The organism is Pseudomonadota bacterium, from assembly GCA_030859565.1.
Taxonomy (GTDB): Bacteria; Pseudomonadota; Gammaproteobacteria; order JACCXJ01; family JACCXJ01; genus USCg-Taylor.
In genome coordinates this window covers 1-24,877 of the sequence record JALZJW010000011.1, presented here as the reverse complement: position 1 = coordinate 24,877, position 24,877 = coordinate 1, and the positions used below count along the sequence as shown (strand labels likewise).

The 24,877-nt window shown below is 59.3% G+C and carries 23 protein-coding genes and 5 pseudogenes; 18 read left to right on the top strand and 10 right to left on the bottom strand.

What is annotated here, in order from left to right:
- Window positions 1-462 precede the first annotated feature (462 nt).
- Window positions 463-1,965: a phosphatase PAP2 family protein gene (locus M3436_03055; GenBank protein MDQ3563144.1), complete on the bottom strand. Its 1,503-nt coding sequence runs from the start codon at window positions 1,963-1,965 to the stop codon at window positions 463-465.
- A gap of 616 nt (window positions 1,966-2,581) precedes the next feature.
- Between M3436_03055 and M3436_03050 the strand changes: the two genes are divergently transcribed.
- The 3 genes from M3436_03050 to M3436_03040 are packed head-to-tail and all read left to right on the top strand — an operon-like array spanning window position 2,582 to window position 5,093.
- Window positions 2,582-2,809 carry a DoxX family protein gene (locus M3436_03050; GenBank protein MDQ3563143.1) on the top strand — a complete coding sequence of 76 codons (228 nt, stop codon included), beginning with the start codon at window positions 2,582-2,584 and terminating at the stop codon, window positions 2,807-2,809.
- A gap of 19 nt (window positions 2,810-2,828) precedes the next feature.
- Complete coding sequence (locus M3436_03045; protein MDQ3563142.1) at window positions 2,829-3,242, top strand: hypothetical protein; 414 nt, start codon at window positions 2,829-2,831, stop codon at window positions 3,240-3,242.
- Window positions 3,243-3,254: 12 nt separating this feature from the next.
- Window positions 3,255-5,093, top strand: coding sequence for an ABC transporter ATP-binding protein/permease (locus tag M3436_03040; GenBank protein MDQ3563141.1), 1,839 nt, complete (start codon window positions 3,255-3,257; stop codon window positions 5,091-5,093).
- Between the two features lie 190 nt (window positions 5,094-5,283).
- Here M3436_03040 and M3436_03035 read toward each other — a convergent pair whose 3' ends face one another.
- The gene (locus tag M3436_03035; protein MDQ3563140.1) at window positions 5,284-6,018 is read right to left on the bottom strand and encodes a class I SAM-dependent methyltransferase; all 735 of its coding nucleotides are present in this window, start codon (window positions 6,016-6,018) and stop codon (window positions 5,284-5,286) included.
- A 306-nt stretch (window positions 6,019-6,324) separates the two neighbouring features.
- Here M3436_03035 and M3436_03030 point away from each other — a divergent pair, with 306 nt between their 5' ends.
- The 6 genes and pseudogenes from M3436_03030 (at window position 6,325) to M3436_03005 (ending at window position 12,743) form a co-directional block, all read left to right on the top strand.
- On the top strand, window positions 6,325-10,422 hold the full coding sequence (locus tag M3436_03030; protein MDQ3563139.1) for a hypothetical protein: 4,098 nt from the start codon (window positions 6,325-6,327) through the stop codon (window positions 10,420-10,422).
- 398 nt (window positions 10,423-10,820) lie between these two features.
- Complete coding sequence (locus M3436_03025) at window positions 10,821-11,255, top strand: hypothetical protein (protein MDQ3563138.1); 435 nt, start codon at window positions 10,821-10,823, stop codon at window positions 11,253-11,255.
- Window positions 11,256-11,430: 175 nt separating this feature from the next.
- Window positions 11,431-11,621, top strand: a pseudogene (locus M3436_03020) (type II toxin-antitoxin system Phd/YefM family antitoxin).
- Between the two features lie 124 nt (window positions 11,622-11,745).
- Complete coding sequence (locus M3436_03015) at window positions 11,746-11,967, top strand: type II toxin-antitoxin system HicB family antitoxin (GenBank protein MDQ3563137.1); 222 nt, start codon at window positions 11,746-11,748, stop codon at window positions 11,965-11,967.
- Window positions 11,960-12,181: a type II toxin-antitoxin system HicA family toxin gene (locus M3436_03010; GenBank protein ID MDQ3563136.1), complete on the top strand. Its 222-nt coding sequence runs from the start codon at window positions 11,960-11,962 to the stop codon at window positions 12,179-12,181. Before M3436_03015 ends, M3436_03010 begins: the two co-directional genes overlap by 8 nt.
- 319 nt (window positions 12,182-12,500) lie before the next feature.
- Complete coding sequence (locus M3436_03005) at window positions 12,501-12,743, top strand: hypothetical protein (protein ID MDQ3563135.1); 243 nt, start codon at window positions 12,501-12,503, stop codon at window positions 12,741-12,743.
- 212 nt (window positions 12,744-12,955) lie between these two features.
- Here the strand turns inward: M3436_03005 and M3436_03000 are convergent, their stop codons facing one another.
- Window positions 12,956-13,168, bottom strand: coding sequence for a hypothetical protein (locus tag M3436_03000; protein MDQ3563134.1), 213 nt, complete (start codon window positions 13,166-13,168; stop codon window positions 12,956-12,958).
- Here M3436_03000 and M3436_02995 point away from each other — a divergent pair.
- The 9 genes and pseudogenes from M3436_02995 to M3436_02955 all read left to right on the top strand — a co-directional run bounded on the left by M3436_02995 (window position 13,131) and on the right by M3436_02955 (window position 16,279).
- Window positions 13,131-13,319, top strand: a pseudogene (locus M3436_02995) (YgiT-type zinc finger protein). The gene M3436_03000 and the pseudogene M3436_02995 overlap by 38 nt on opposite strands.
- A gap of 140 nt (window positions 13,320-13,459) precedes the next feature.
- Window positions 13,460-13,747 carry a BrnT family toxin gene (locus M3436_02990; protein MDQ3563133.1) on the top strand — a complete coding sequence of 96 codons (288 nt, stop codon included), beginning with the start codon at window positions 13,460-13,462 and terminating at the stop codon, window positions 13,745-13,747.
- Window positions 13,719-13,988, top strand: a complete 270-nt coding sequence (locus M3436_02985) for a hypothetical protein (protein ID MDQ3563132.1) — start codon at window positions 13,719-13,721, stop codon at window positions 13,986-13,988. Before M3436_02990 ends, M3436_02985 begins: the two co-directional genes overlap by 29 nt.
- Window positions 13,989-14,099: 111 nt before the next feature.
- A pseudogene (locus M3436_02980) lies at window positions 14,100-14,596 on the top strand (VOC family protein).
- Window positions 14,597-14,639: 43 nt separating this feature from the next.
- Window positions 14,640-15,026 (top strand): hypothetical protein, encoded by a 387-nt coding sequence (locus M3436_02975; GenBank protein ID MDQ3563131.1) that lies wholly within the window; start codon window positions 14,640-14,642, stop codon window positions 15,024-15,026.
- Window positions 15,027-15,171: 145 nt separating this feature from the next.
- Window positions 15,172-15,360 (top strand): annotated as a pseudogene (locus M3436_02970) (type II toxin-antitoxin system HicA family toxin).
- 11 nt (window positions 15,361-15,371) lie between these two features.
- Entirely contained in the window at window positions 15,372-15,587 is a 216-nt protein-coding gene (locus M3436_02965; protein MDQ3563130.1) for a type II toxin-antitoxin system HicB family antitoxin, read from the top strand.
- 157 nt (window positions 15,588-15,744) lie between these two features.
- Window positions 15,745-16,016: pseudogene (locus M3436_02960) on the top strand (type II toxin-antitoxin system mRNA interferase toxin, RelE/StbE family).
- Between the two features lie 2 nt (window positions 16,017-16,018).
- Window positions 16,019-16,279 carry a helix-turn-helix domain-containing protein gene (locus tag M3436_02955; protein MDQ3563129.1) on the top strand — a complete coding sequence of 87 codons (261 nt, stop codon included), beginning with the start codon at window positions 16,019-16,021 and terminating at the stop codon, window positions 16,277-16,279.
- A gap of 160 nt (window positions 16,280-16,439) precedes the next feature.
- Here the strand turns inward: M3436_02955 and M3436_02950 are convergent, their stop codons facing one another.
- The 7 genes from M3436_02950 to M3436_02920 form a co-directional block, all read right to left on the bottom strand.
- The gene (locus M3436_02950) at window positions 16,440-19,187 is read right to left on the bottom strand and encodes a phosphoenolpyruvate carboxylase (GenBank protein MDQ3563128.1); all 2,748 of its coding nucleotides are present in this window, start codon (window positions 19,185-19,187) and stop codon (window positions 16,440-16,442) included.
- Window positions 19,184-20,155, bottom strand: coding sequence for a D-glycerate dehydrogenase (locus M3436_02945; protein ID MDQ3563127.1), 972 nt, complete (start codon window positions 20,153-20,155; stop codon window positions 19,184-19,186). The genes M3436_02950 and M3436_02945 overlap by 4 nt, the downstream gene beginning before the upstream one ends.
- A 15-nt stretch (window positions 20,156-20,170) precedes the next feature.
- Window positions 20,171-21,061, bottom strand: a complete 891-nt coding sequence (gene sucD, locus M3436_02940) for a succinate--CoA ligase subunit alpha (GenBank protein ID MDQ3563126.1) — start codon at window positions 21,059-21,061, stop codon at window positions 20,171-20,173.
- Window positions 21,062-21,075: 14 nt separating this feature from the next.
- Window positions 21,076-22,254 carry a malate--CoA ligase subunit beta gene (locus M3436_02935; protein ID MDQ3563125.1) on the bottom strand — a complete coding sequence of 393 codons (1,179 nt, stop codon included), beginning with the start codon at window positions 22,252-22,254 and terminating at the stop codon, window positions 21,076-21,078.
- Between the two features lie 15 nt (window positions 22,255-22,269).
- Window positions 22,270-23,232: a CoA ester lyase gene (locus M3436_02930; protein ID MDQ3563124.1), complete on the bottom strand. Its 963-nt coding sequence runs from the start codon at window positions 23,230-23,232 to the stop codon at window positions 22,270-22,272.
- 58 nt (window positions 23,233-23,290) lie between these two features.
- Entirely contained in the window at window positions 23,291-24,487 is a 1,197-nt protein-coding gene (locus tag M3436_02925; GenBank protein MDQ3563123.1) for an aminotransferase class V-fold PLP-dependent enzyme, read from the bottom strand.
- Between the two features lie 214 nt (window positions 24,488-24,701).
- Window positions 24,702-24,877, bottom strand: a 176-nt coding sequence (locus tag M3436_02920) for a PLP-dependent transferase (GenBank protein MDQ3563122.1), incomplete at its 5' end; no start/stop codon positions are given.

Below are 24,877 nucleotides of genomic sequence, written 5' to 3'. Positions count from 1 at the left end.
TTGCCCGACTCGGTGATGACTTTCACGGGGCGGGGCCAATCCGCAGCAAGTTTTTTTACGCTGCCTAAGGATACGAAGTGCACTTCGCTTGTTCAGTGACTTTTCGTACAAACATTCTGTGACAGATTCACAATCTGCCCCCGGGGACGCAGTACGGGGTGCGTCCGACGCAGATCAGCCAGTGGAAGCGCCAGCTCGGGCGGAATCGAAGGAGGCCTTCAGGAGCCGACGCCTCAAGAAAGGTGCGGGACCAAGAGGTGGTGCAGGCGTCGATATATGAGGAGATCGGGCGGCTGAAGATGGAGCTTGAGTGGGTAAAAAAACTACGGGCCTCGGCTGAAGTACAGCCGGCTTACATATCAGAACATCAAAGATATGAGCCCGCGTTTTGCGCTCAAGAGTGTGGCGGGACCGTTAGGATAAGCACACCGGTGGCGCTCGCGCCACCGGTGTGCCATTACTTCACGACGGGAGAGGCACTGGCGATTTCGTCATCCCACTGCCAAAGATGTCCTCGGCAATCGTCACACCAAGTGGAACACCGCCAACGTTCTGTGTGTAATCAGGCTTACCGTTGTTACCGACAGCGAAGGCGTCAAACACCCAATGCACGCCCAAATAAATGCGGCTGAGGCCGTTCTCCTCGATCATCTGCCACAGGCCGTTTGGGAAGTCGCGGACGTGTTTTGGCCGCACCGTTCCGTTGTTGTCCTTGTTCACGCCATTGTGTTCATCGGACACGAACGTGAGATCTTGGAACAAAGCGTCCGGATTTTTATCGCCAACAGCAGTCCCATAGAACAGACGCGTCATGTGAAATGCTGCTGCGCCGAACGTGGCATGCCCGGAGGGGTAGGCCGGAAACGGCGGCGTAAAATTCTTGGCCTTGCCCGTTATTGTATGTCCGCATGGATACATCGAATACGATGGTGTGAAGTCTTTGTGCATCGAGTTCGTCGCTGGCGCGCCCAGCGGCAACCAAAGCGTGTGGGTGTCGTTATCGATGTTGTTGTTACCCATGCCCGTTGGACCCATGGACGCGTCATGCTCGCGAATGCCCACGACCGGCCGCCAGAAGTCGTGGATGTACTTCTGATCCCACGCCAGGATGCCAGCATCGGCCATCGCCACATTTACCAACGCAAACAATCGAGCATTCTCCGCCGCAGTGTTGGGGTTGCCGGTGTTGGGGTTGGGTTTTTTGCGGGCGACTTCACGCACGATCTGGTTGTATTCGCGCGGTGGGGTGCCAAGATCGGCAGCTCCGTCATACCCCCAATAAACGCCGATCAATGTCTCGTCTACTGTACGGCGAGTATTGGAGGGCACGGTTCCCATCAACTCCGGTGCGATGCCTTTGCCGCGTACTTGCCGGAGCGCGCTTGTGTAGGCGGAAGTGCCTGGCTGCGGTGGCGCAGCGAGCTTATGCCGGAATGTGACAGCAAAACCGTTGGACTTCGCACCGTAAAACGGAGCGTGATAGCCTTGATCGGGATTATCAGGGTCGGGGCGATGGGCGCCACGCGCCATCGACGCCGCGTAGCCGTCATCGCTCGCGTTCGGATCATCCTTTCGATCTTCCAGCAACTTTTGAGCAACCAAAAGCCCAAACTCATGGCCCGCCTTCAACCCCGTACCGCCCAAGCCCGCCTCAGTGTGCTTGGCGTCAAAGAACGCTTTTTGGCTGGGAAACAATTTCGAAAGCGTGGCATGCGCTGCCGCGGCGACGGCAGCGTCTTTGGCGTTGTCGGGAAGCGGAGCGCCGGCGGGTGCCGGCACGCCTAGGTAGGGGGCAAGTCCCGCGGGATATCCCGATGCTCCGGCGTAGGCATCGTACATTGCGAGATGCACAATCCCCAAGGCGCGTGCGCTCAGCGTGGGGCCAGTTTGCTCGTTCTTGCCGTTCGTGTGGCTTACACGATTGGCTTCGAGTGAAACGTCGTTCCAAAACAGAATTGGGTCCATCTTTCTCTCCTTTAATGTTTCACGGGTTTAACTACGGTAACCAATATGTTGTGATCTACCTTGGTCATACTTCAAGCCGCGGAAATGAAACCGGCGTCCTTGCCGCAGGGCTTTTAGCACGGCCCAATACGCCTCCGGGTCAACCTTACACGCGTTAGTGTGGTAAGGTCATGCTGGAGAAAACATCTACGTCCTGTTCGCCCCTTCTTGAGGTAGCGATTATCTTACTGACCTTAGCGTGTTGCCTTGGCAGTTGCACACCGGCAATCACTCTCCAGCATGCGAGGTAAGATAGTGACTGAATCGAAGCTCAGCTAGGAACTTTGTCACAAAAATTCTGTGAGAAATTCACATTTAGATTGCATCTCATCGTCAAGACGAGCGCTGGGAATAGGGATTTTAAAAGGCCTTTTTCTTCAGAAGGGAAGATGCGACTGGACCTGTTAGCTGTCAAACACGCGGGTCCTGGATCGGAGAATTTTCTGGCCATTCATTGGCCCGAGGCGCCAAGTTTCGAGACCAGTTGGCGTCTCGCGCTCCCGCCGCTCGTAGTGGATGCGCCTTCCATCCTCGGGGCGCCAAGCGAGGTGTTGTTGATTATCGTTTCCTCATCGAGTTGGGCGGCGGCCTGCTGCTCGCCCTCGGCTACAAAGCTCGCTGGGCGGCGCTCGCGATTTTCCTGTTCCTCATCCCGGCCACCCTGATCTTTCACGCTTTCTGGGCGGTAGACCCCGAGCAAGTGAAGATGCAGCTTATCCAGTTCCAGAAAAACCTGGCAATTATGGGTGGTATGCTCTACGTTGTGTTTAACGGCCCGGGCCGCATGAGCTTGGACCGGGTGTAACTATAGTTTGACGCACAAGGTGAGCCGCCCGTTTCCCGACGCTATGCGCATGCGCTATCGGCACCTATTGATGGTCTACCCGGAATTTCCGAAGACCTACTGGGGAATGCAATACTTTCTTCTTCTCATCGGCAAGCAAGCTCTGATGCCGCCGCTCGGCCTTATCACCATCGGCGCGTTGACCCCCAGCCGCTATGAGATCCGCCTGGTGGACCTGAACTGCGAACCCTTGACGGAGGATGACCTCGGCTGGGCCGATATCGTGCGTTTTTCGGCGATGCTTCCACAGAAGCCGTCGCTCTTTCAAGTGGCCGAACGCTGCAGGGCCGCACACAAGTTGATCGTCTTCGGAAGCCCCGGCGCCGGAGGCGTTCCCTGCGAGCGTCACATAGATGCTCGGACGCCTACGGCAGACGATCCGGCCGGCAGCTGACCTTATATACATATGCGTTCCGAATCCCGCCGGCCTCCGTTGACTGACGATCCCGCCGACCTCAAGGCGTTGCGCGTGTTGCTACCCTATTTGTGGGAATACCGCGGGCGCTTAGTCTTGGCGCTCTCTTGCCTTATCGTCGCCAAGCTTGCCAATGTATCGGTTCCCCTGGTCCTAAAACAGATCGTCGATGGGCTGAATCAACCCACAGCGCTGTTGATGGTGCCGGCGTTTCTGCTAATCGGCTATGGCTTGCTCCGATTCTCGACGACGCTATTTACCGATCTCAGAGACGTCGTCTTCGCGCGCGTCACGCAGCGTGCAATCCGGCGCCTAGCGCTCGATGTATTTCAGCATTTGCACGCGCTGAGCTTGCGCTTCCACCTGGAACGCCAAACCGGGGGCGTGGCGCGCGACATCGAGCGCGGCACGCGCGGGATCGAAAACCTGATGCGCTTGCTCATCTTCAGCATCGTTCCCACCTTGCTGGAAATGGCGCTCGTGGGCGCAATCCTTATCACCCAATATGAGATCTGGTTCGCGCTCATTACGCTCGGGACTCTGGTCATTTATATCGTGCTGACCATCAGCATCACGGAGTGGCGCACCAAGTTCCGCCGGGCGATGAACGAGATGGACTCCAGGGCCAACACCAAAGCCATCGACAGCCTGCTCAACTATGAGACGGTCAAGTATTTCGGCAACGAAGAATTCGAAGCGCGGCGTTACGACGATAACCTGCAATGCTGGGAGCAGGCTTCGGTGCGCAGCCAAACGTCGCTTGCCGGCCTCAACATCGCGCAGAGCGCGGTCATCGCGACCGGCCTGACGCTGCTCCTGTTGCGGGCCGCCGATGGCGTCGTGCAGCATACGATGACGCTCGGCGATCTGGTGCTGATCAACACGCTGATGATCCAGCTCTACATCCCGCTCAACTTCCTCGGTATGGTGTATCGCGAGATCAGGCAGTCGCTCGCCGACATGGAAAAGATGTTCAGGCTGCTCGCAATCAACGCCGAGATCCAAGACGATCCCGGCGCCAAAGATCTGGCCGCCGGGCCGGGCGCGGTGCGTTTCGAGCGTGTTGATTTCGCCTATGACCCGCGGCGCCCGATCTTGCACGATGTTAGCTTCGATATACCGGCCGGCCACAAGATCGCGGTCGTGGGGACCAGCGGCGCGGGTAAATCGACCCTTTCGCGCTTGCTGTTCCGCTTCTACGACGTGAGCGCCGGGTGCATCGCCATCGACGGCCAGGACATTCGCCGGGTCACGCAGAAAAGTCTGCGCCGCGCCATCGGTATCGTGCCGCAAGATACGGTGCTCTTTAACGACACCATCTACTACAACATCGCCTATGGTGAACCCCACGCGTCGCGCGCTGAAGTCATCCAGGCGGCCAAGCATGCGCATATCCACGATTTCATCGAGTCGCTGCCCGACAAATATGACTCGCTGGTGGGAGAGCGCGGCCTGAAACTCTCGGGCGGCGAGAAACAGCGCGTCGCCATCGCGCGCACCATCTTGAAGGATCCCTGCATCTTGGTGTTTGACGAAGCCACCTCTGCGCTCGACTCCAAGACCGAGAAAACCATCCAGGCCGAGCTCAAACAGGTGGCGCAGAACCACACCACCTTGGTGATCGCCCATCGCCTGTCCACCATCGTCGACGCGGATCAGATCCTTGTCATGGAGCAGGGCCGCATCATCGAGCGCGGCGGCCACCGCGAGCTACTCGACCTTGACGGCGCCTATGCGCGCATGTGGGCCCTGCAGCAGGAAGAAGAGGCAAAGGAATTGGAGCGTGCCCAAGAGGCGCGCTTGAGCGAACCGATCGTCGCGGCCGGGTGAGGGGATAGGTTTTTCTGACCGTCCGACGAAACATCGCCCGTTGAAGACTCGCGTTGAAATGCCTATCCTTACGACCACCGGGCACCGATCTGTATCACTCGAGCCATGCGTATCCTCCGGACGATCCAGTCCATCGCGACGGTCACCCGACGAAAAAGGGCGTTTAAAAGCGCTGTTCGCATGTGCGAGCTTACGTGGTACTGACTTTGTTGGGCGCAAGTAGAAAAAAGTGACGGCTGTGCGGTTGGCAATCGAGCGCCTTCTCGTAGACAACCGAAAAACCAAGAGTGGAAAACAGTTCCCTCCATTCTTTCCGCCCTCTAAAAGTACCTCCTCTGTCGTGCATGTACGCCCAAAGGTAGTCGTCCTGAGTTTCCTTGGGGTCTTCGGTCACAACCACGTACTTCCGTGCAATTCGATGAGCGTCCCGTAAGAGCTGTATGGTATTGTCCGCTGCGTGATGCAAAACATAACTGAAGAAGACGAGATCGAAGCTGTTGCTCTCATAGTCCAAGTGCGTGCCAGCAATTTTCTTCACGGGGAAGTTCGAACGACGAGCGACAGTGATATCGCACAGTTCGAAATTGCTAGAATCCAGGATCTCGGAAAGATACAAGCTCACGGCCCCTGTGTTGGCTCCAACGTCCAACCACGAACATCCCTTAAGGACTTCAGCGTGGGAAGCAAAATACGACAGGAAACCCTCGTCACGGTGAAATCTATAAGCAGGGTTGTCAAGACCGGTATCTCGTTGTCTTTGAAGAGTTTCCAGTCTGATGCCGAATTTTTCGGAAATCTGTGACAGATCCCCCTCATGCTTGAACTTCAGATTCAAGGAATGAAACTTGAGGTTCGGGTTGCGAACAAAACACAGGGCAACATCAAACAGCACTCTCTTGATGCGTTCGAATAGGTAGAGCAACATGCAATTTCCCTCATGTGGGGATCAGGTAGGTTTACACGAACACCGAAGCTCAAGGTATGATAGATAACACCACGGACGGATCAAGTCCGCTGGTTGGGAACTTTTCGGATGGGATGCGGCTGATTTTTACTACTTTACCCATCGCGAACAGGTTTTCCGCTCCTGGTCAACGCGCGCCGATGATCTGGAAATTTTCCGTGAGCAATGAGGGTCCCGCGGAACACCGAAGGTGGTTCCATAATCAACAGCCCGCGTTAGCGGGTAGTGTTTAAAGCGCCGCTCGAACCGAACCGGGATTCCCTCGCTATGCATATCCGAGCCGTGTTGGTCTTATTGAGTTTGCTTTGCCCGAGCCTCGGCACCGAGGCGCGCCCGCTTCGGGACAACGAGATCCCGCCTAGCCTCGCCCCCTGGGTACCGTGGGTGCTGTACGAAGAGCGCGATCGCGAGTGCCCGTTCATCCATAACCAGCCCGCGGCGCGGCGCTGCGCTTGGCCATCGCGGCTGGTGCTCAAGATCGACCAGGGCGAGGGGGAGTTTATCCAGTTCTGGCGCGTCTACCGCGAAAGCTGGATCGGGTTGCCGGGAGATCTCAAGCGCTGGCCCCAAGAGGTGCAGGTGGATGGGCAACCTGCTTCCGTGACCGAGCGCGAGGGTAAACCCGGCGTATCGCTGCCGCCGGGACGGTATCAGATCACCGGCCGGTGGCGCTGGGAACGCTTGCCCGACTCCCTGTATGTGCCGCCCGATACCGCTTTAGTATCACTCATCGTCAATGAGACAGCCGTAAGCTGGCCTGACATCCGCCCCGATGGACAGCTCTGGTTGAAGCGACAGGCGGGAAAGACCGCGCTCGAAGAGCGGCTGGAGATCCAGGTGTTCCGGCGCATCATCGACGAGGTGCCGCTTGAGCTTGTCACCCGGCTTGAGATCGATGTTGCCGGCGAGCCGCGCGAAGTGATGCTAAGCAGTGCGCTCCTACCGGAGTTCATTCCCTTGGGTTTATCGAGCGCGCTGCCCGCGCGTCTCGAGCCCGATGGCCGGTTGCGATTGCAACTGCGCCCGGGGCACTGGGCGGTGGAGTTGAGCGCGCGCGCGCCAAGCACGGTGACCGCGCTGCACGCGGCGTCTCCAACCGACCCTTGGCCGCAGACGGAGATCTGGGTATTCGATGCCCGCAATCACCTGCGTCTGGTCGAGATCCAAGGCGTGACGGCCATCGATTCGCGTCAGACCAATGTGCCCCCCGAGTGGCAATCTTTGCCCGCGTACCGCGTGGGCCCGAAGGATGTCCTGGAATTCAAGCTGGTGCGGCGGGGCGATCCCGATCCGGCCCCCGACCGCTTGAGTCTCGTGCGGAACCTGTGGCTCGACATGGAGGGGAGCGGGTATACCGTCCGCGATCTCGTGAGCGGCACGATGACCCGCGGTTGGCGGATCGAGGCCGGCGACCAATTACACCTCGGACGGGTCGCGATCGACGCTGTCCCGCAATTCATTACCACCCTCCCCGACTCCAACCGGCCTGGCGTCGAAGTCCGGCGCGGCGCGTTGAATCTCGATGCCGACAGCCGCTACGAGGGCGAAGTGGGCCGCTTCCCCGCGGTGGGTTGGAATCAAGACGTCCAGTCGCTCCAAGCGACCCTCCACCTTCCCCCGGGATGGCGGTTGTTCGCGGCCGCGGGCAGCGACGACGTGACCGCGAGTTGGGTCGAACGCTGGACGCTGCTCGATCTCTTCTTGGTCATAATCGCTGCCTTGGCGACGGCCCGGCTGTGGCATTGGCGCTGGGGACTCGCGATGCTCGCCGGGCTCGCGCTTATCTGGCACGAAGCCGATGCGCCACAGTTCATCTGGTTACATCTTCTTGCCGCGAACGCCTTGGTCCGGGTGCTGCCCGCAGGCCGCTTCCTCGCTCTGGCACGCGGCTACCGAAACGTGAGCGCCGCGATTTTGCTGCTGATCGCGATCCCGTTCGCGATCGAGCAAGTGCGCCTGGGTCTCTATCCGCAGCTCGAGCGGCCCGGGCTTGTGCAACCGGTGACGAAAGTTTCACCGGCCGCCCCGCCCGAGGCGGCCACCCTTAGCCAGCCCGGGGAAGGGGTGGCCGGCGGCAGGGCGGACAGCTTGGATGCGCCCATGAGCGTAGAGGAGATGAGAGAGCGTGCCGAACAGAAAACGGATAGGATGGCGCGGCGATTGATGGCAGAGGCTGACGCGCCAAAGGTAAGGGCGCGGGTGGGTGTCTTGGGCGAAGTAGACCCCAAGGCTCGCGTCCAGACCGGGCCGGGCCGGCCCGAATGGCGTTGGAACGAGGTAGCGCTGCGCTGGAACGGTCCGGTGGAACGCGAACAAGAGCTGCGGCTGGTGCTCCTCTCACCCGCGATGAACCTAGGCTTGAGCCTCGCGCGCGTGATCCTGCTCCTGGTGCTGTGCGCACGGATGATAGTGCCGTTCGCGACCACCTGGGGCGCCGGCACGCCGGTGGCTAAGACCCCGGTGCTCTTGGTTCTTGCTTACCTTTTCGCACCCGTGCCCGAGGCGCGCGCCGAGTACCCGAGCGCCAAGCTCCTCGAACAACTCCGCCAGCGTCTGCTAGCCCCGCCGGAGTGCCTGCCCAATTGCGCGCAAAGCCCGAGACTCTATGCGGAAATTACGCCCACGGCGATGCGGTTGCGCGTCGAGATCCACGTCGCGGAGTCCGTATCCGTGCCCCTGCCCACCCAGGCCGGCCAGTGGCTGCCGCAAGAGATCTTGGTCGATTCCCAGCCGGCCACGGATCTGGCGCGCACCGAGGGTGGCGAGATCTGGGTGCACCTGGAACCCGGACGCCATGAGCTTCTGCTCTCGGGACCCCTGCCGCCGCGCCCGCAACTGCAATTGCCGCTACCCTTGAGGCCGCACCGCGTCGAGGTGCGCGCCGAGGGCTGGCGTGTCGATGGCGTGCATGAGAACGGTGTCCCCGATGCCCAGATCCAACTCACCCGCACCGCGGGCACGGACGATCTTCCGGTCTTGGAACCCGGCCCCCTGCCCTCGTTCGCACGGGTCGAGCGCACCTTGCGGCTAGGACTCGATTGGCGCGTCGAAACCACCGTGACCCGCATCTCTCCAACGCTCGAGCCGGTGGTCATCGAAGTTCCACTGCTCGCGGGCGAATCGGTGACCACCTCCGGCGTGCGGGTGAAGGACAAGAAGGTGCTGGTGAGCCTGGATGCACAACAGATATCGGTACGCTGGGACTCCGTGCTGGAGCATGCGCCCACCTTCGAGCTGACCGCACCCGAGACCACGCAGTGGACCGAGACCTGGCGTGCGGATGTGAGCCCGATCTGGCATCTGGCGGTTCAAGGCATCGCGGTCGTGCATCATCAGGATCCGAGCGGCCGCTGGCTGCCGGAATGGCGCCCTTGGCCGGGCGAATCGGTCACGCTGGGTATTTCTAGACCCGCGGGGGTCTCCGGTCCGACCCTGACGCTACAGAATAGCCGGCTGACTGTCAGCGCGGGGGAACGCGCGATCGATGCCACCTTGGACCTCACCCTCGAGAGCAGCCAAGGGGGCCAGCACACGCTCACGCTGCCCGAGACGGCCCGGCTACAACAGATCACCATCGGCGGCGCCGCCCAACCGATCCGCCAGCAAGGCCGCCGGGTCACCTTGCCGGTGGTGCCTGGGACGCAACGTTTTCAACTCCTGTGGCGCGAGCCGCGCGGGATGGAGACGCGGTTCCTTTCGCCCGAGGTCGATCTCGGCCTGCCGAGCGTCAATCATTACCTCAAGGTCACGCTGGGCAACGACCGCTGGCTGCTCCTGAGCCGGGGGCCGCGCCTCGGGCCCGCGGTGCTCATTTGGGGTGTGCTGGCGGTGCTCGTGCTCGTGGCCTACGGGCTCGGGCGCACGCGGTTCACGCCGCTCAAGGGCTGGCAGTGGTTCTCGCTCGGAATCGGACTCAGCCAAGCCTCAATCTGGGGAGCGCTCATCGTCGTGGGTTGGCTGCTCGCCCTCGGTGGGCGCGCGCAACTGAATCCCGCCATCAAACCGTACGCTTTCGACGCTATACAGCTTGGTCTGGGTTTGCTTACAGTGGTGGCATTGTCCTGCCTTTTCGATGCGATCCAGAACGGGCTCCTGGGATATCCGGAGATGCAAGTCGCCGGCAATGGCTCGACCGCCTATGATCTCAATTGGTTTCAGGACCGCAGCGATCCGGCCTTACCGCAGACCGAGGTGTGGTCGGTGCCGCTCAGCGCCTACCGGCTACTGATGCTCGCGTGGGCCTTGTGGCTCGCCTATGCCCTGCTCGGATGGCTGCGCTGGGGATGGGGCTGTTATTCGACCCACGGCCTATGGCGATCGATCCGCCCGCGCATCGCGGAGACCCCCGCGCAGCCCGCGCCATAGGCGCACTCGGGGTCAAGGTCATCGTAGCGACAGACCTCTAAATCGATTCTTAAGGGCTGCGCCAGGGGGAATAGATCCTAGAGGCGCAAGATGAGGATCAATGGGGTCAGACACCACATAACGGAACCATATACCTCGTGTATGTTCGAAACCCCGCGATGCGTGTCGCGTTTACTTTGTTCGACAAAGATAGTTTCAAGTTGATAGAGATCGAAGGCTCAACACGCGGCCTCTATTCCGGCCAGAGGAACGTCTTCCAAGATACCGTACGCGAGGTCATACCGCTGCACATCGCGCAACGGACTGCGCGAATCTCACCCAAGATCATCATCCTATGTTCTAGCTGTGACCGGCCGGGCAGATAGGTTACAGTAACGTTTTCAGTCACAGGAGAAACAATGGAAATTAAGAAGCAGAAACGCAACTGGCGCGATGTGCTCGTTCAGGATACGTTCAAGAAGAGGAATCAGGCGACCATACGCCGCTACTACGAGGCGTTTCGTCGTGAGCAAGACTGGCCAGACCGTTGCGACAACCGTGACTGCCAGTTCCACAGCGGTCCGCTCGAATGGAATGGAAAACCATTTTCACCCATTCTCGATCATAGATATGGCTATCACTGCGACAACACTCCCGGCAGCCTTCGCTTCCTCTGCCCCATCTGCGACTCCCAAAATACAGAAACACGCGGCGGTGCGAATAAAAACAGAATTCGGGACGTTATCGGGACGGGTTACACTGCACGCAATCGCGATGGTACGAGCGACATTCTCAGGGAAGGTATTTCAGGCGGTGAAAGCAGTGGGGTCGGCGTTGCGCTGAAGTCTGAGTAAAAAATCATGAGCCGCCTAACGAAACACTCAAGCGAGCGTAGGGCGCGTGTCCGCGCCAACTCATTCACGAAGTCAGCGCCGTTGAGTGGTTCGATGTTGCTTCCCCAATTGGCTGGCAGCCACCCCTGTTTGACATACCGATGGAAGCTCGAATACGGCCAAAGGCTTACCTGTTATGGAGCTTCATCTGCAAGTTATAGAAAAGGATGGTAGAAAGGAATTTGTTGTTCTTATGAAGAATTCAAAGCGCTCGAAGAAGTAATGCATGATTATGAAGATCTTCGAGACCTCAGAGAAGCGAAAGAAGAATCTAAGGGTAAAGAGGGCGTGCCGTTAGAAAGGGTCGTTTCAGATTTAGGTTTGTAGACAGTATCGCATAACAAGGCGCTCCACCTGACGACTTTTCCGCTGGCTCCTATCGTCGCCAGATCCAAAGCGTCAGGTGAGCTTCGTCGTTTGGGCGCTATATTCGTAGACTGGAGTAGATGCTATGCAAAGGCAACTTACAGCTATCATCGAGCGTGAGGGAGATGGCTATGTGTCGCTCTGCCCTGAGCTGGACGTTGCCAGCCAGGGTGGCACTATCGAAGAGGCGCGCGACAACCTTCGAGAAGCGCTTGAGCTTTTCTTTGAATCGGCTTCGCCTGATGAGATCAAGGAACGTGTCCACGAGGAAGTGTACGTAACGCGGGTGCCCGTTGCCATTGGCTAAATTGCGAACGCTTTCCGGGGAAGAGGCATGTGCTATTCTCAACCGGCATGGATTTGCGGAAGTGCGTCAGCGGGGTAGCCATATCGTAATGCAGAAGAAGCTGCCGGGCACAACGATCACGGTGCCAGTGCCAGATCATCCAGAGCTTCGCATAGGCACGCTTCAGTCCATCATTCGTCAGTCCGGCGTACCGCGCAGCGAGTTCGAGTCATGAGGCTGGCGCCCAACAAGGCGCTGTGTTAGCGATGAAGTAAAAATGACCCAATCCGAGAGTGTCTTGCCTATAACTATATCCCTGGGCAATGATCGCTTTCGTAACGAGATCGAGACGGCACTGGGCAAAACGGTCGGCGCGAAGAAGCGAGGCCGTCCGATACATCAAGCAGCGGATGCCCAAATTTAAATCACTCCGACCCCTTACCTGCTTACCTGCTTACCTGCGTTACAAGCCGACCCCGGCATCGCGGCGGTTTTTCCGAGCGTCGGCGACGGACGCGGCTTAGCTAGGCGTTAGCTGCTAAAGAGAATGGCCGATGAGCATCGAGATAGCACGTGATGTCCTTTTTTGGTGTGCCGCCATCAACTATGGCGCGCTGCTTTGGTGGTTTCTATTCTTCAACTTCGCTCACGATTGGATGCATCGGTTCCACGGTCGGTGGTTTCGATTGTCGGCTGAGCAATTCGACGCCATCCATTACGCAGGGATGGCGCTTTATAAGATCGGCATCCTTCTGTTTAACCTCGTTCCGTATGTCGCGCTGCGTATCGTCGGGTAAGGTAGCCGCTAATCAACGGCGCCAGGGGACGTCCCTGCTTCGCTTCGCTCGCCCGTGAAAAAAAATCACCCCGCGGCCCGGGGGTCTTCAGAAACGGCTTTTTTCTACACCCTCGTTGAGCACACACATAGATCGTTGCTAGAATTCATGAGTGCCGAAGCTGACGATTTCCCAGTTGCGCGAATTTATTCGCTCACTGAACTATGTAGTCTCTATCCATGCCGCCGAAGAGCTAGGACGATGACAACCTCACGATCCTCGATCTCGAAAACATCATCCTCACGAGCGCAATCATCGAGCGCCAGCGCGACCGCCAAACCCGCGAGGTCAAGTGTGTCATCCGCGGTTTCACACTCGATGACCTCGAAGCAGAAACCATTGTCAAAATTGGTCCCACCGGAAGGCTTGTCGTCATCACCGTACACCTCCACCCGGAGTTTTGGTCATGGTCCTAAGCTTCTTGTGATAGAGAGCATCCCGATGTGGTCATGTCCCCATTGCGGTGAGTCGTATTTCACGGCTCAAACCATTCACGAGATTGAACGTATTAAGGCACTTCGTAAGTCCGTAGCACTGGCTCGGCTCGTCATGTGCCGGTCGCTGTTTTCACAGGCAATGTGCCCAACAAGGCGCTCCACCGGGCACGGCAAAAAACAGCGCGCCGGTGAGTTGGGTACGGTTGGGCCTGCAAGTTCAGCACAGACTATAATGGTTCCATGCGTTTTGAATGGGATCGCAAGAAGGCCGAGCGAAACGTCCGAAAGCACGGTGTGTCCTTCGAAGAAGCCATTACTGCTTTCTATGACCCGCTTGCTGTCACCCTAAAAGATCCAGATCATTCAATTGAAGAACTTCGATTCATTACTTTTGGCTGTTCCGCACACGATCACCTGCTCGTCATCGCACACACAGACCAAGCCGACGGGATCCGGATAATCAGCGCGCGGATGGCCACACCTCGCGAAAGACGAAAATATGAAACGCAAAAGCCACGAACTCGATGACGATCTGCGCCCTGAGTACGATTTGGATTTTTCCAAAGGTGAACGCGGTAAGTACTACAAGCGCCTTTTGAAGGAGGGCTCGAATGTTGTAGCCCTTGACCCCGACGTATTAAAAGCCTTCCCCGATTCCACCGCCGTCAATACCGCTCTGCGGTCCCTTCTTGGTCTTGCACAGGTGTCAGCAGGGCTTACATCGCGTTCGAGACGGACGCGGCAAAAAACGCCGCGCCGCTCAACTTAGGCGCTGGACGTCAGCATGATGACAGCCCCGTTAGTTTTGGGCTGCTGCAGACGACTAGCTGATAGTCACGGTGATCCCCATCCGTGATTAGACCCGACTAGGAGAAACACCATGCAATACATTCAAAAGATCACCCCATGTTTGTGGTTTGATGATCAAGCCGAAGAGGCAGTTGAGTTTTATACCGCTATCTTTAGAAATTCAAAGATCGTAAACATTGCTCGGTATGGAGAAGCGGGCGTGAGGTCCACGGAAAACCGGCGGGAACAGTAATGACCGTGGCATTTAAACTTGATGGGCAGGCGTTTACCGCACTCAACGGCGGGCCGATGTTCAAATTCAACGAGGCTATCTCGTTCCAAGTCAATTGCGAGACGCAGGAAGAAGTGGACTATTACTGGGAGAAGCTATCTGAGAGCGGCGATGAAAAGGCACAGCAGTGCGGCTGGCTCAAGGACAAATACGGCGCTTCATGGCAAGTTGTTCCCAGCGTTTTGATCGAGATGATCAATGACCCCGATTCTGAAAAATCCCAAAGAGCCATGGAGGCAATCCTTCAAATGAAGAAGATCGACATTGATGAACTAAAGCGGGCGTATGCTGGATAGCGTATGGCATGCCAGAAAGCTCACTAGAACTTGGAGGGCCTGTGTGAAGAAACGCAGGAAGACTACTCCGCTGTCGGGCTGTCAAGTCAGTATTCAGCGCGAGGCGGATTACATCAGCAATTGCGCTTCCCGACACGACGCCCGTGTGGTCACGCTTGGACCTCTACTTTTCTTTTCGACGGAGACAGGCGACGCCTGGGCGCTCGAACCAGAAAATTGTTTGGCGCGCTGTCTTGCCAGAGATAGCCAGCTGATGCCGTCTGGTATCACGGAAACGCCGGATAATTTTGCCGTCGAGTGGGAAACGAGGTATCGGTTTGACGGCAGCGTAATGGTTTTTACGGATCGTGAGGGTAGCGAGCGGACCGTGTTGGGATATCCGGTACGAGAGATCCAGGAAGCCATACGAGTAGCTGCAAAACAGTGGTAGCTGTTTCATCTCTGAATCACAACGGCCCAACCCGGCACGCAAGCCGACGCCAGAGATCGGCGCGGATTCTTCCCATCGCTAATGGCGGACGCGGCTTATCTGAGCGTTATGCGGCTTGCGGCGCCACGGTAGTAGACTATGAAGAATGAAGGTCAAAGAGCTCATCGCCGTGCTCAAATCCGATGGGTGGTATCAAGTCCGCATGAAGGTAAGCCACCGGCAGTTTCACCATCCGACCAAATAAGGGACGGTTACCGTTGCGGGTAAGCCTAGCGTCGATGTGCCTCCCGGGACCTTGAGCAATGTACTGGAACAGGCCGGACTCAAAAAGTAGGAGTATCAAGAATGCGTTACTTGGTTGTTGTTGAAGAAGGACCGACTTCGTTTGGTGCGTACGTGCCCGACCTCCCCGGTTGTATCGCTGCTGGGGAAACAAAGGAAGAGGTTCTTACCCTCATTCGAGAGGCCATCGAACTGCATCTCGCTGACATCAAGGAGGGTGGAGAGCCTATTCCATATCCTTCGTCAACGAGCGAGTTGGTCGAAATCGAGGCCGCATAACCACGCGCTGCATCGGCGCGCTCCTATCGTCGCGCCCGGTGAGCTTGGTGCTATGTAAAACCTCGGTATCGATGCGCAAAGAGAGAAAGGTTTTCGGCGTTATGCGGCCGTAACCGCCAGGCTTGACATATCATATATAGTATAGACACAATATGAAATGTGGCGCATCGAGGAGCACCGGCGCGTTGACATGCAGCTTGACTCCGCGCCCCGCGAAATACTGAAGCGCTACGAGAAGTGGAAGGACATCGCGGTGATTTCTGGACCTCCCGGCTCAAAGGGTTTCACGATGAAACCCGGTCGGGCGAGTGGGCCGGGCATCGCTCCTCTCGCCTGGGGCTGAAATACCGGGTCATTTATAGACTCGTTTCCGACGAACAACTCTTTCAGGTCGTCTCGATCACCGTCCACGACTATCGGAGACCGTGAATATGAAGCAGTTTCATCCCGCCAAGAAGCGGATTGAGGTATCGATTGGAGAGTCCTTGCGGATCGTTCGCGAGCTTCAGGAATTGAGCCAGAACCAACTCGCTCGGCTTACCGGTATCCCGCAGGCCACTATTTCTGCGATCGAGAACGGTCGTGTGAGCCTGGGTGTCGAGCGGGCAAAGGTTCTCGCCAAGGCGCTGAAGTGTCATCCGGCTGTTTTGGTATTTCCGGGATGGGACGCGGCAGAGAAAACTGCCGCATAACAACCGCTTCGAGGTGACGCGTTGCCGCGCACTTCAAGCTAATCGTTGGCTTTCTAAGACCTCGGTATCGATGCGCAACGACAGCCACCGACCTCAAACGTGGCCAGACCGTTTTAGAAGTCTTGGAAGAGAATTTCCGCTTCGTGCTTGGTCTCGGCATCTAACCCGTCCAGCCGAGGCCCGAGGCGATGCAGTTGATCGAAAGCAGCAAGGGCACGAGCTCCCGGCGCCGCTCTCTCTCGGATTTCTTGGCGCCGCGGAACTGCCGAATCAGCCTCACTTGTTCGTGGCCGACTTGGTCGATGATCGCGAGCCTTCGCGCGAGCCGCCGGCGAAAGCGCGGGAAGCGGACGCAGAGATCCCGCGCGCCGCTCACGCGATGTACCATCGCGACAGTGCGCTCGTACTCGTCCTTGACCATGGCATAGATCTCCTCGCGCGCCTCCGCGCTCGGAACAAGCTCGGCGTATTCACGGGCGATGGTTAAGTTCACTTGCGGGAGGGTCTTTTCAACCTCGTCGATGATGAGCCGGAACAGCCGCGCATGGTGGAACATGCGTTTTAAGAGCGCTTGGCCTTCGGCGCCACGTACCTCGAGGAAGTTCTTGATGCCGCTTCCGACCCCGTACCATCCGGGGATCATGTGGCGATTCTGCGTCCACGCGAATACCCACGGAATGGCGCGCAGATCATTCAAGGTCTTGGCGCCGAAGCGCCGCGCGGGACGCGAGCCGATGTTCAAGAGCACCAACTCATCGACGGGGCTTGCGGCCTGGTAGTAGTCCACGAGTCCTGGATGCTCGGCCAGGCGCCGGTAGGCGGCGTAGGCAGCCCCCGAGAGGGCCTCCATGGCGGCATCGGTCTCGGCATCTGGTCGCAGTTCCCGCTCGTGCTCGGATTTCAGCGTATGTTCCAGGACGCTCGATGCGAGCAGCTCCATTTGATACAAGGCCGTGCCGCGGTTCGCGTACTTGAAGGAAACCACCTCACCCTGTTCGGTCATCCGCATGCGTCCGTCGATGGAGCCGGGCGGTTGCGCCGCGATGGCATGCCCGGTCGGGACACCCCCCCGGCTCACCGAACCCCCGCGGCCATGAAAGAACGAGATCGCGATCCCTGCCTCGGCGCCGATCCGGGTAAGACGCGATTGGGCTCGGCTCAGCTCCCAGTTGGAGGTGAAAAAACCGCCGTCCTTATTGGAATCGGAATACCCGATCATCACCTCCTGCACCCCGCCCTGCGCCCGGACCGAGCGCCGTACCACCGGCGCTGCCAGCAGCTCTTTCATGATCCCTGGCGCGCGCTTGAGATCCTCGACGGTCTCGAACAAGGGCACGATGGGCAGCGTGCAGTGCTCCACGCCCTCGGGATCGGCGAACAATCCGGCGTATTTCGCAAGCAGATAGACGCCCAGGATATCCGCTACCGAGCGCGTCATGCTTAAGATCACATGGCCGAACGCATCGCGATCCACTTCCCGGCGCAGCAACGGCACCATTCGCAGCATGCCGAGCGTCGCTACGGCTTGTTCATCGAGGCCTTGGAACTGGAGCGGATCGCCGAGCGGCCGGGCCAGCCCATCGTGTAGCCACTGATTCCAGCGCACCGACCCGATCTCGGGCGGCTCGGCGCCGCCGTGTTGATCTGGCCAGACGGATGCCAATGTCTTGGTCGTCACGGTCGAGTTCTCACGCAGATCCAAACGCACCGTCCGGAACCGGAACACCTCGACCTCCCGCCGGAGCGGACGCACCAGGCTTTTCGCCAAGCTCTCGCAATGAGCATCCACGAGCGCGCGTTCTACTGTGTTGAGATCGTCGATGAGATCGTCCGCGCTGCCGTAGCGGGGATCGATGTTTCCGGCAGCGGGCGCCGCAAGCGTGGCTTCGAGCTTACGCAACATACAGGCGGCGAATTGCCGGAACACCTCGCCCGGGTTGCGGCGTGTAATCACCGCTTGGTCCTCAAACTTCGCCAAGGTCGTGTTCAATGCGGCTTCGAAATAACGCGGAACCGGGACTGCATGAGCGGCGATGCTCAGGACCCGCGCTAGGTGACCCAAGCGGCTGCGGTAGCGGTGGAGACTCGCCCGGCGGTTGCTGAGCACGGTAGCGCGCGTCACTTCGTTGGTAACGAAGGGATTGCCGTCGCGGTCACCCCCGATCCACGATCCGAATTTAAGAAACGCTGGGGGCGTCAAGCCCGCGCCTCGGTAGTGTTGGTCGAGCGCCCGTTCCAGTTTCTCCATCAGCTCCGGCACGCGCTCGAACAATACCTCATCGAAAAAGTGCAATCCCCATGCGACCTCTTGAGCCACGGTGGGCTTTTCGAGCCGCAGCTCGCCGGTCAACCACAGGAGCTCGATTTCGTTGCGCAGTTTTCCGATACGATTCTCGCGCTCCCGAGGGGTCCAGCGCGGCGTTTCCAACTCCACCAGAAAGAGATAGATCCGCCGGTGAATTTCGAGCACCGTGACGCGCTTGGCCTCGGTGGGATGGGCGGTGATCACGGGCTGGATGCGCGCCCGCTCCAAGACCCTCTGAATGACACCCGGCGCGATCCCGGCGCGTTGGGCCTCAGCGAGGACAAACGCGAACGTACCCGGAACATGCTCCGCCCCGCGCTCGGCCTCCATCTGACGCAAGCGGCGCATCGTGGCGTTCTGTTCCACGAGCGTGACGAGCTGGAACCAGATCCCCCAGGCCTGCAGCGTCCGCAGCAGAAGCTCAGGCGGGCTATGCGAGAGCGCCGCGCGCCCGCGCAGCACCGCCTCCACCTCCGGGTGGCGCGTGCGTACGATCTCGCACAAGAGATTGAGAAGAAGATCGAGGAGCTCTTGGGCGTAGGCAGCCCCCGCCCCCTCGCCGGTCTTATTGCCCTTACGCGCCGGGCGCCGTTTCTCGCTCACACCACGCGATCACGCGGTGGTTTCCCGGCAAAGAAGGCCTCGAGGTTTTCCAGCACCCGCATCCCCATGGCGACCCGGGTCTCGCGGGTCGCGCTCCCGAGGTGCGGGAACAGGACGACGTTTTCCATGGTGAGCAATTTTTCGGTGACACGCGGTTCGCTTTCGTATACATCGAGACCGGCCCCGGCGATGGTCTCGCTTTTAAGGGCCGCGGCCAACGCCTGTTCGTCGACGACATCACCGCGTGCGGTGTTGAGCAAGAACGCCGTGGGTTTCATCCGTTTCAAGCGCTCGGCATTGATGAGGTGCCGTGTCTCCTGTCCACCCGGACAGTGAAGCGAGACGAAATCCGCCTGTGCGAGGACCTCCTCCACCGTGCCGCATTGAGTCGCCTTTACCGCGTCCGCGGCCTCCTGGGGTGGCGGGTAGGGATCATGGAAGAGGATCTTCATCCCGAAGCCGTGGTGTGCGCGCGCGGCGACCGCCCGGGCGATGCGCCCGAAACCGATCAATCCAAGTGTCTTTCCGCTGATCTTGCTCGCGATCATGTGCGTCGGCCGCCAGCCGGTCCACGCTTTGGTCCGCACGTGGCGCTCGCCCTCTCCGGCCCGGCGCGCGATCATGCAGAGCAAGGTCATCGCGAGATCGGCGGTGCAATCGGTCAGGACCTCGGGAGTGTTGGTAACCACAAGGCCCCGGTTCTTGGCGGCCGCGATATCGATATGGTTAAAACCCACGCCGAAGTTACCGAGGACCTTGGTTTTGAGCGGCTCGGCGCTAAGCACCTCGGCCGTGATCTTATCCGACACCGTGGGCAAGAGCGCGTCCGCGCCGCGCAGCGCGTCTTGAAGCTCGGTGCCCGTCATGGGTTTGTCGTCGGTATTCAGTCTGGCGTCGTAAAGCTCCTGGAGCCGCGCTTCGACCTCCGCCGGCCAGCGGCGCGTCACGATGACTTTTGGTTTGCTCATGTCTAAAAACCCTTCCTAGCTTACCTTCTTGAGCACCCGCGCCATCGTCGTACCGAGATCGGCCGGGCTCGGGGCGACGGTCACGCCGCATTCCTGGAGAATCTCTACCTTCTCGGCGGCACTCTCACCGAAGGCCGAGATGATGGCGCCGGCGTGTCCCATGCGCCGGCCCTTGGGCGCGGTTAGTCCCGCGATATAGCCGACCACGGGTTTGCTCATATTGTCCTTCACGAAATGGGCGGCCTCGGCCTCCTGTGGACCGCCGATCTCACCAATCATCATGATGGCCTTGGTATCGGGGTCGTCCTGGAAGAGTTCCAAGATGTCCTTGAAGGAACTGCCGTTGATGGGATCGCCGCCGATCCCGACGCTGGTGGTCACGCCGATCCCCAGCGCCTTCATCTGCGAGGCGGCCTCGTAACCGAGCGTTCCCGAACGTCCCACGATCCCCACATAGCCCGGCATGTAAATATGCCCCGGCATGATCCCCATCATCGCCTTGCCCGGGCTAATGGTTCCGGCGCAGTTCGGCCCCGTCAGCCGCATACGGTTTTCGGCACGGTAGCGGCGCATGTAGCGCTTCACCCGGATCATGTCCTGGGAGGGGATCCCATCGGTGATGGCGACGCAATAACGGATCCCCGCATCGGCCGCCTCCATGATCGAATCGGCGGCAAAAGGCGCCGGCACGAAAATGATACTCGCGTGGGCTCCCGTCGCGTCCGCCGCCTCCTTGACCGTGTTGAAGACCGGCCTTTCGAGGTGCGTGCCGCCCCCCTTGCCGGGCGTCACCCCACCGACCACATTGGTGCCGTATTTTATCATGTCCTTGGCGTGGAAGGTCCCGATCTGCCCGGTAAATCCCTGGACGATGACCGGTGTTTTGTTGTCGATTAAAATGCTCATCTCATACTCCCGCGTTACGCCTTCCCGGTCGCTTGCTTCCAGGCGGCGACAGCTTTGCCGGCCGCATCCGCTAAGGTCTCGGCCATGATGATCGGCAGGCCGCTGTCTTTCAATATCTTGCGGCCTTCCTCGACATTGGTGCCGGATAAGCGCACCACGAGCGGGATCTTCAATTCGGTCTTCTTGACCGCCTGCACCACGCCCTCCGCCACCCAGTCGCAGCGATTGATGCCGGCGAAAATATTGACCAGGATCGCCTGCACCTTGTCATCGGAAAGCACCAGATTAAAGGCCTTGGCGGTCCGCTCGGGCGAGGCGCCGCCGCCGATGTCCAGGAAATTCGCGGGCTCGCCCCCGGCGTGCTTGATCATGTCCATGGTCGCCATCGCGAGGCCCGCCCCGTTGATGATGCAGCCGATGTTTCCATCGAGCCCGACATAGCTCAAGCCGCGATCCGCGGCCGCCATCTCGCGAGGATCTTCTTGCGATTTGTCGCGCAGCTCGGAGACACTGGCGTGCCGGAAAAGCGCGTTGTCGTCGAAGGCCATCTTGGCATCGAGCGCGAGCAGGCGCCCATCCTTCGTCACCACCAAGGGGTTGATCTCCGCCATCGTGGCGTCGAGGTCCCGAAACGCACGGTAACAGCCCTGAATGGTCGTCACCGCCTGGCTAATTATCGCCGCGGGCAGCCCCAGCCCGAACGCGATCTCCCGGCATTGAAAGTCCTGCATACCGACCGCGGGCTCCACCGATTGGCGCAGGATCGACTGCGGTCTCTTGACCGCGATCTCTTCGATTTCCATGCCGCCTTCGCCGGACGCCACGACCATCACGCGCTCCGACTGACGGTCGAGCACGAAGCCGAGATAGATCTCGCGTTCGATGCTGGTCGCCGCCTCGATGTATAAGCGATGGACCACTTTCCCGCTCGGACCGGTCTGGTGGGTCACCAGCCGCTTGCCGAGCAGATCGTCCGCGATCTCCCAAATCTCATGGTCATTGGAGCAGACCTTGATGCCGCCCGCTTTGCCGCGCGCCCCGGAGTGGATCTGGGCTTTGACCACCCATTTCTCACCGCCGATTTCTTTCGCGCGGTAGACCGCCTGTTCGGGGCTGTAGGCCAGCCCTCCGGCAGGGATCGCGACCCCAAAGTCTTTCAGGATCTCTTTCGCCTGATATTCATGAATGTCCATCGGAAACAAACCTCGCTACTTTTTCTTCGACTTGGTCTTCACCCGCTGGCGGGCTTGGATAGCCTTGTTGATATTGACGATGTTCTCCGCCATGCGCGCCGAGGCGGCGTCGATCATCCTGCCGTCGAGCTGCGCGGCGCCCTTGCCGGCCTTTGCCGCTTCCTTCAAGGCCACCAAGATGCGCTTGGCCCGCGTGACCTCTTTCTCAGGCGGCGACATGACCTCATTGGCGAGCGCGACCTGACTCGGATGAATTGCCCACTTGCCTTCATAGCCGAGCGCCGCCGCGCGCCGCGCGCCGAGCCTGTACCCTTCGGGATCGTTGAAATCGCCGAAGGGGCCGTCGATCGCCCGCAGTCCATAAGCCCGGCAGGCGACCACCATGCGCGACAAGGCCGCGTGCCATTGATCGCCCGGATAATCGGGATTCAGTCCTCCGATGTTGACGGTACGCGCGCGGCAACTGGCGGCGTAATCGGCCACCCCGAAGTGCAAGGCCTCAAGCCGCCGGCAGCACGCCGCGATGACCTCGACATTGGCCATGCCAAGCGCCGTCTCGATGAGCGCCTCGAGACCGATGCGGTGCTTGATGCCTTTGGCGATCTCGATCTGCGTGATCATTGCGTCCACCATGTAGATGTCCGCCGGTACGCCGGCCTTGGGGATGAGAATGGTGTCGAGCTTGTGGCCGGCCTGCTCCACGATGTCGACCACATCACGGTACATGTAATGGGTGTCGATACCGTTGATGCGTACCGAAATGGTCTTACCACTCCAGTCGATATCGTTGAGCGCGGCAATGATATTTTTTCGCGCCCGCTCCTTATCATCGGGCGCGACTGCGTCCTCGACATCGAGAAAGACAAAGTCCGCCTCGCTCTGGGCCGCCTTCTCGATCATGGCCGGGTTCGAGCCCGGTACCGCCAGCTCGCTCCGCTGCACGCGCTGACGCGCGGGTTCATATCGTGTGTGACTCATATTCCTCTGCTACTAAAAAATCGTTATTTCAATTTTGTCCAGGACCAGTAACCGGTCCCTATTTCATCGGCTTCAGGCTCTTGATGTCCTTGGCGGTCTTGCGCAGATACTCCTGAGCCGCCGCGACCCCGCTGCCGAGCTGGATCGGGATCCCGAGGTCCTTCATGGCCATCTCGGCGCCGGTGATCGGCGTGAGGACCATGAGCTCGTTGAGATCGCCCAGGTGACCGATGCGGAACGCCTTACCCGCGATCTTGGCGAGACTCACGCTCAGCGCCAGGTTGAATCGCCGGTAAGCGTGGCGGACCACTTCGTTGCCGTCGAACCCCGCCGGCACGTAGATGGCGCTCACGGTATCGGAATGCCACTTGGGTTCCTTCGCCACCAGCTTGAGGCCCCACGCCGCGACCGCGCGGCGCACCGCCTCGGCCATGCGATGATGGCGCGCGAACACTTTGTTCAAACCTTCTTCGAGCAGCATGTCCGCCGACGCTCGCAGGCCGCGCAACATGATCGTCGCCGGTGTGTAGGGGAAAAAGCCGTTGACGTTGACCTTGATCATGTCCTCGATATCGAAGAAACAGCGCGGGCACTTGGCGCTGAGCCTCGCTTTCAAGGCTTTCTCGCTGAAACAGAGGATGGCGAGGCCGGTCGGCAACATGAAGCCCTTCTGCGATCCGGAGACGGCCACATCCACGCCCCATTCGTCCATGCGAAAATCGATGCTCGCGATCGAGCTGACCCCATCGACGATGAGCAGGGCCGGGTGTTTCGCATCATCGAGCGCCTTACGCACGGCGGCCACGTTGCTGGTGACACCGGTCGCGGTCTCGTTATGGGTGGCGAGCACGGCCTTGATCTTGTAGTTCTTGTCCTTCTTGAGAATGTCGGCGTACTTCTCGATTGGCACGCCTTCGCCCCAATCGACCTCGAGGGCCTGCACATCCATCTTTTGCCGCTGGCAGAGATCGATGAAGAGATTACTGAAATGACCAAAGCCCGAGGCGAGCACCTTGTCGCCGGGGGACAGCGTGTTGGTAATCGCCGCCTCCCATCCGCCGGTGCCCGAGGCCGGAAAAATAAACACCTGAGCGTTTTTGGTCTTGAAGATCTTCTTGAGATCCCGGTAGAGCGGGAGCGTGAAATTCGGGAAGTCCAAGGCGCGCATGTCTTCTTGCGAGATATGCATGGCATTCAAGATGCGCTCCGGGACATTGGTCGGTCCAGGAATAAACAAGAAATTACGTCCGGCCATCGTGGGGGGTCCTCCGCTGAGAATGGGCGAGAATTCTAAATTGTTTTTTAACCGCCGCCGGCTTGAAGAGGCGGGCGATTATTGGAGATCAAGCTCGGCGCCAATCTAACACGCGCAAACTCCCATGCGCAACCCGCGCGCGCCGCTCCGCCATGCGCCCGCCACGGTGTTGCACACACCGAGTTCTAAGCTTCGGAAACCGGCGTGAGGCCGTTCAAACTTGCGCCAATCCCCGCTCCAGATCGCGGATCAAATCCGCGCTATCCTCGATCCCCACCGAGATGCGGATTAAGCCTTCGCCGATCCCCGCCTGGATACGCTCTTCGGGTGTCAAGCGGCTGTGGGTGGTGGTCGCCGGGTGCGTGATCGTGCTCTTGGTATCGCCGAGGT

Bases quoted from the DNA above. Each gene is read 5' to 3' on its own strand.
- M3436_03055 (MDQ3563144.1), bottom strand. From the start codon at position 1,965: ATGGACCCAATTCTGTTTTGGAACGACGTTTCACTCGAAGCCAATCGT.
- M3436_03040 (MDQ3563141.1), top strand. From the start codon at position 3,255: ATGCGTTCCGAATCCCGCCGGCCTCCGTTGACTGACGATCCCGCCGAC.
- M3436_03035 (MDQ3563140.1), bottom strand. From the start codon at position 6,018: ATGTTGCTCTACCTATTCGAACGCATCAAGAGAGTGCTGTTTGATGTT.
- M3436_03030 (MDQ3563139.1), top strand. From the start codon at position 6,325: ATGCATATCCGAGCCGTGTTGGTCTTATTGAGTTTGCTTTGCCCGAGC.
- M3436_03025 (MDQ3563138.1), top strand. From the start codon at position 10,821: ATGGAAATTAAGAAGCAGAAACGCAACTGGCGCGATGTGCTCGTTCAG.
- M3436_03015 (MDQ3563137.1), top strand. From the start codon at position 11,746: ATGCAAAGGCAACTTACAGCTATCATCGAGCGTGAGGGAGATGGCTAT.
- M3436_03005 (MDQ3563135.1), top strand. From the start codon at position 12,501: ATGAGCATCGAGATAGCACGTGATGTCCTTTTTTGGTGTGCCGCCATC.
- M3436_02990 (MDQ3563133.1), top strand. From the start codon at position 13,460: ATGCGTTTTGAATGGGATCGCAAGAAGGCCGAGCGAAACGTCCGAAAG.
- M3436_02985 (MDQ3563132.1), top strand. From the start codon at position 13,719: ATGAAACGCAAAAGCCACGAACTCGATGACGATCTGCGCCCTGAGTAC.
- M3436_02965 (MDQ3563130.1), top strand. From the start codon at position 15,372: ATGCGTTACTTGGTTGTTGTTGAAGAAGGACCGACTTCGTTTGGTGCG.
- M3436_02955 (MDQ3563129.1), top strand. From the start codon at position 16,019: ATGAAGCAGTTTCATCCCGCCAAGAAGCGGATTGAGGTATCGATTGGA.
- M3436_02945 (MDQ3563127.1), bottom strand. From the start codon at position 20,155: ATGAGCAAACCAAAAGTCATCGTGACGCGCCGCTGGCCGGCGGAGGTC.
- sucD (MDQ3563126.1), bottom strand. From the start codon at position 21,061: ATGAGCATTTTAATCGACAACAAAACACCGGTCATCGTCCAGGGATTT.
- M3436_02935 (MDQ3563125.1), bottom strand. From the start codon at position 22,254: ATGGACATTCATGAATATCAGGCGAAAGAGATCCTGAAAGACTTTGGG.
- M3436_02930 (MDQ3563124.1), bottom strand. From the start codon at position 23,232: ATGAGTCACACACGATATGAACCCGCGCGTCAGCGCGTGCAGCGGAGC.
- M3436_02925 (MDQ3563123.1), bottom strand. From the start codon at position 24,487: ATGGCCGGACGTAATTTCTTGTTTATTCCTGGACCGACCAATGTCCCG.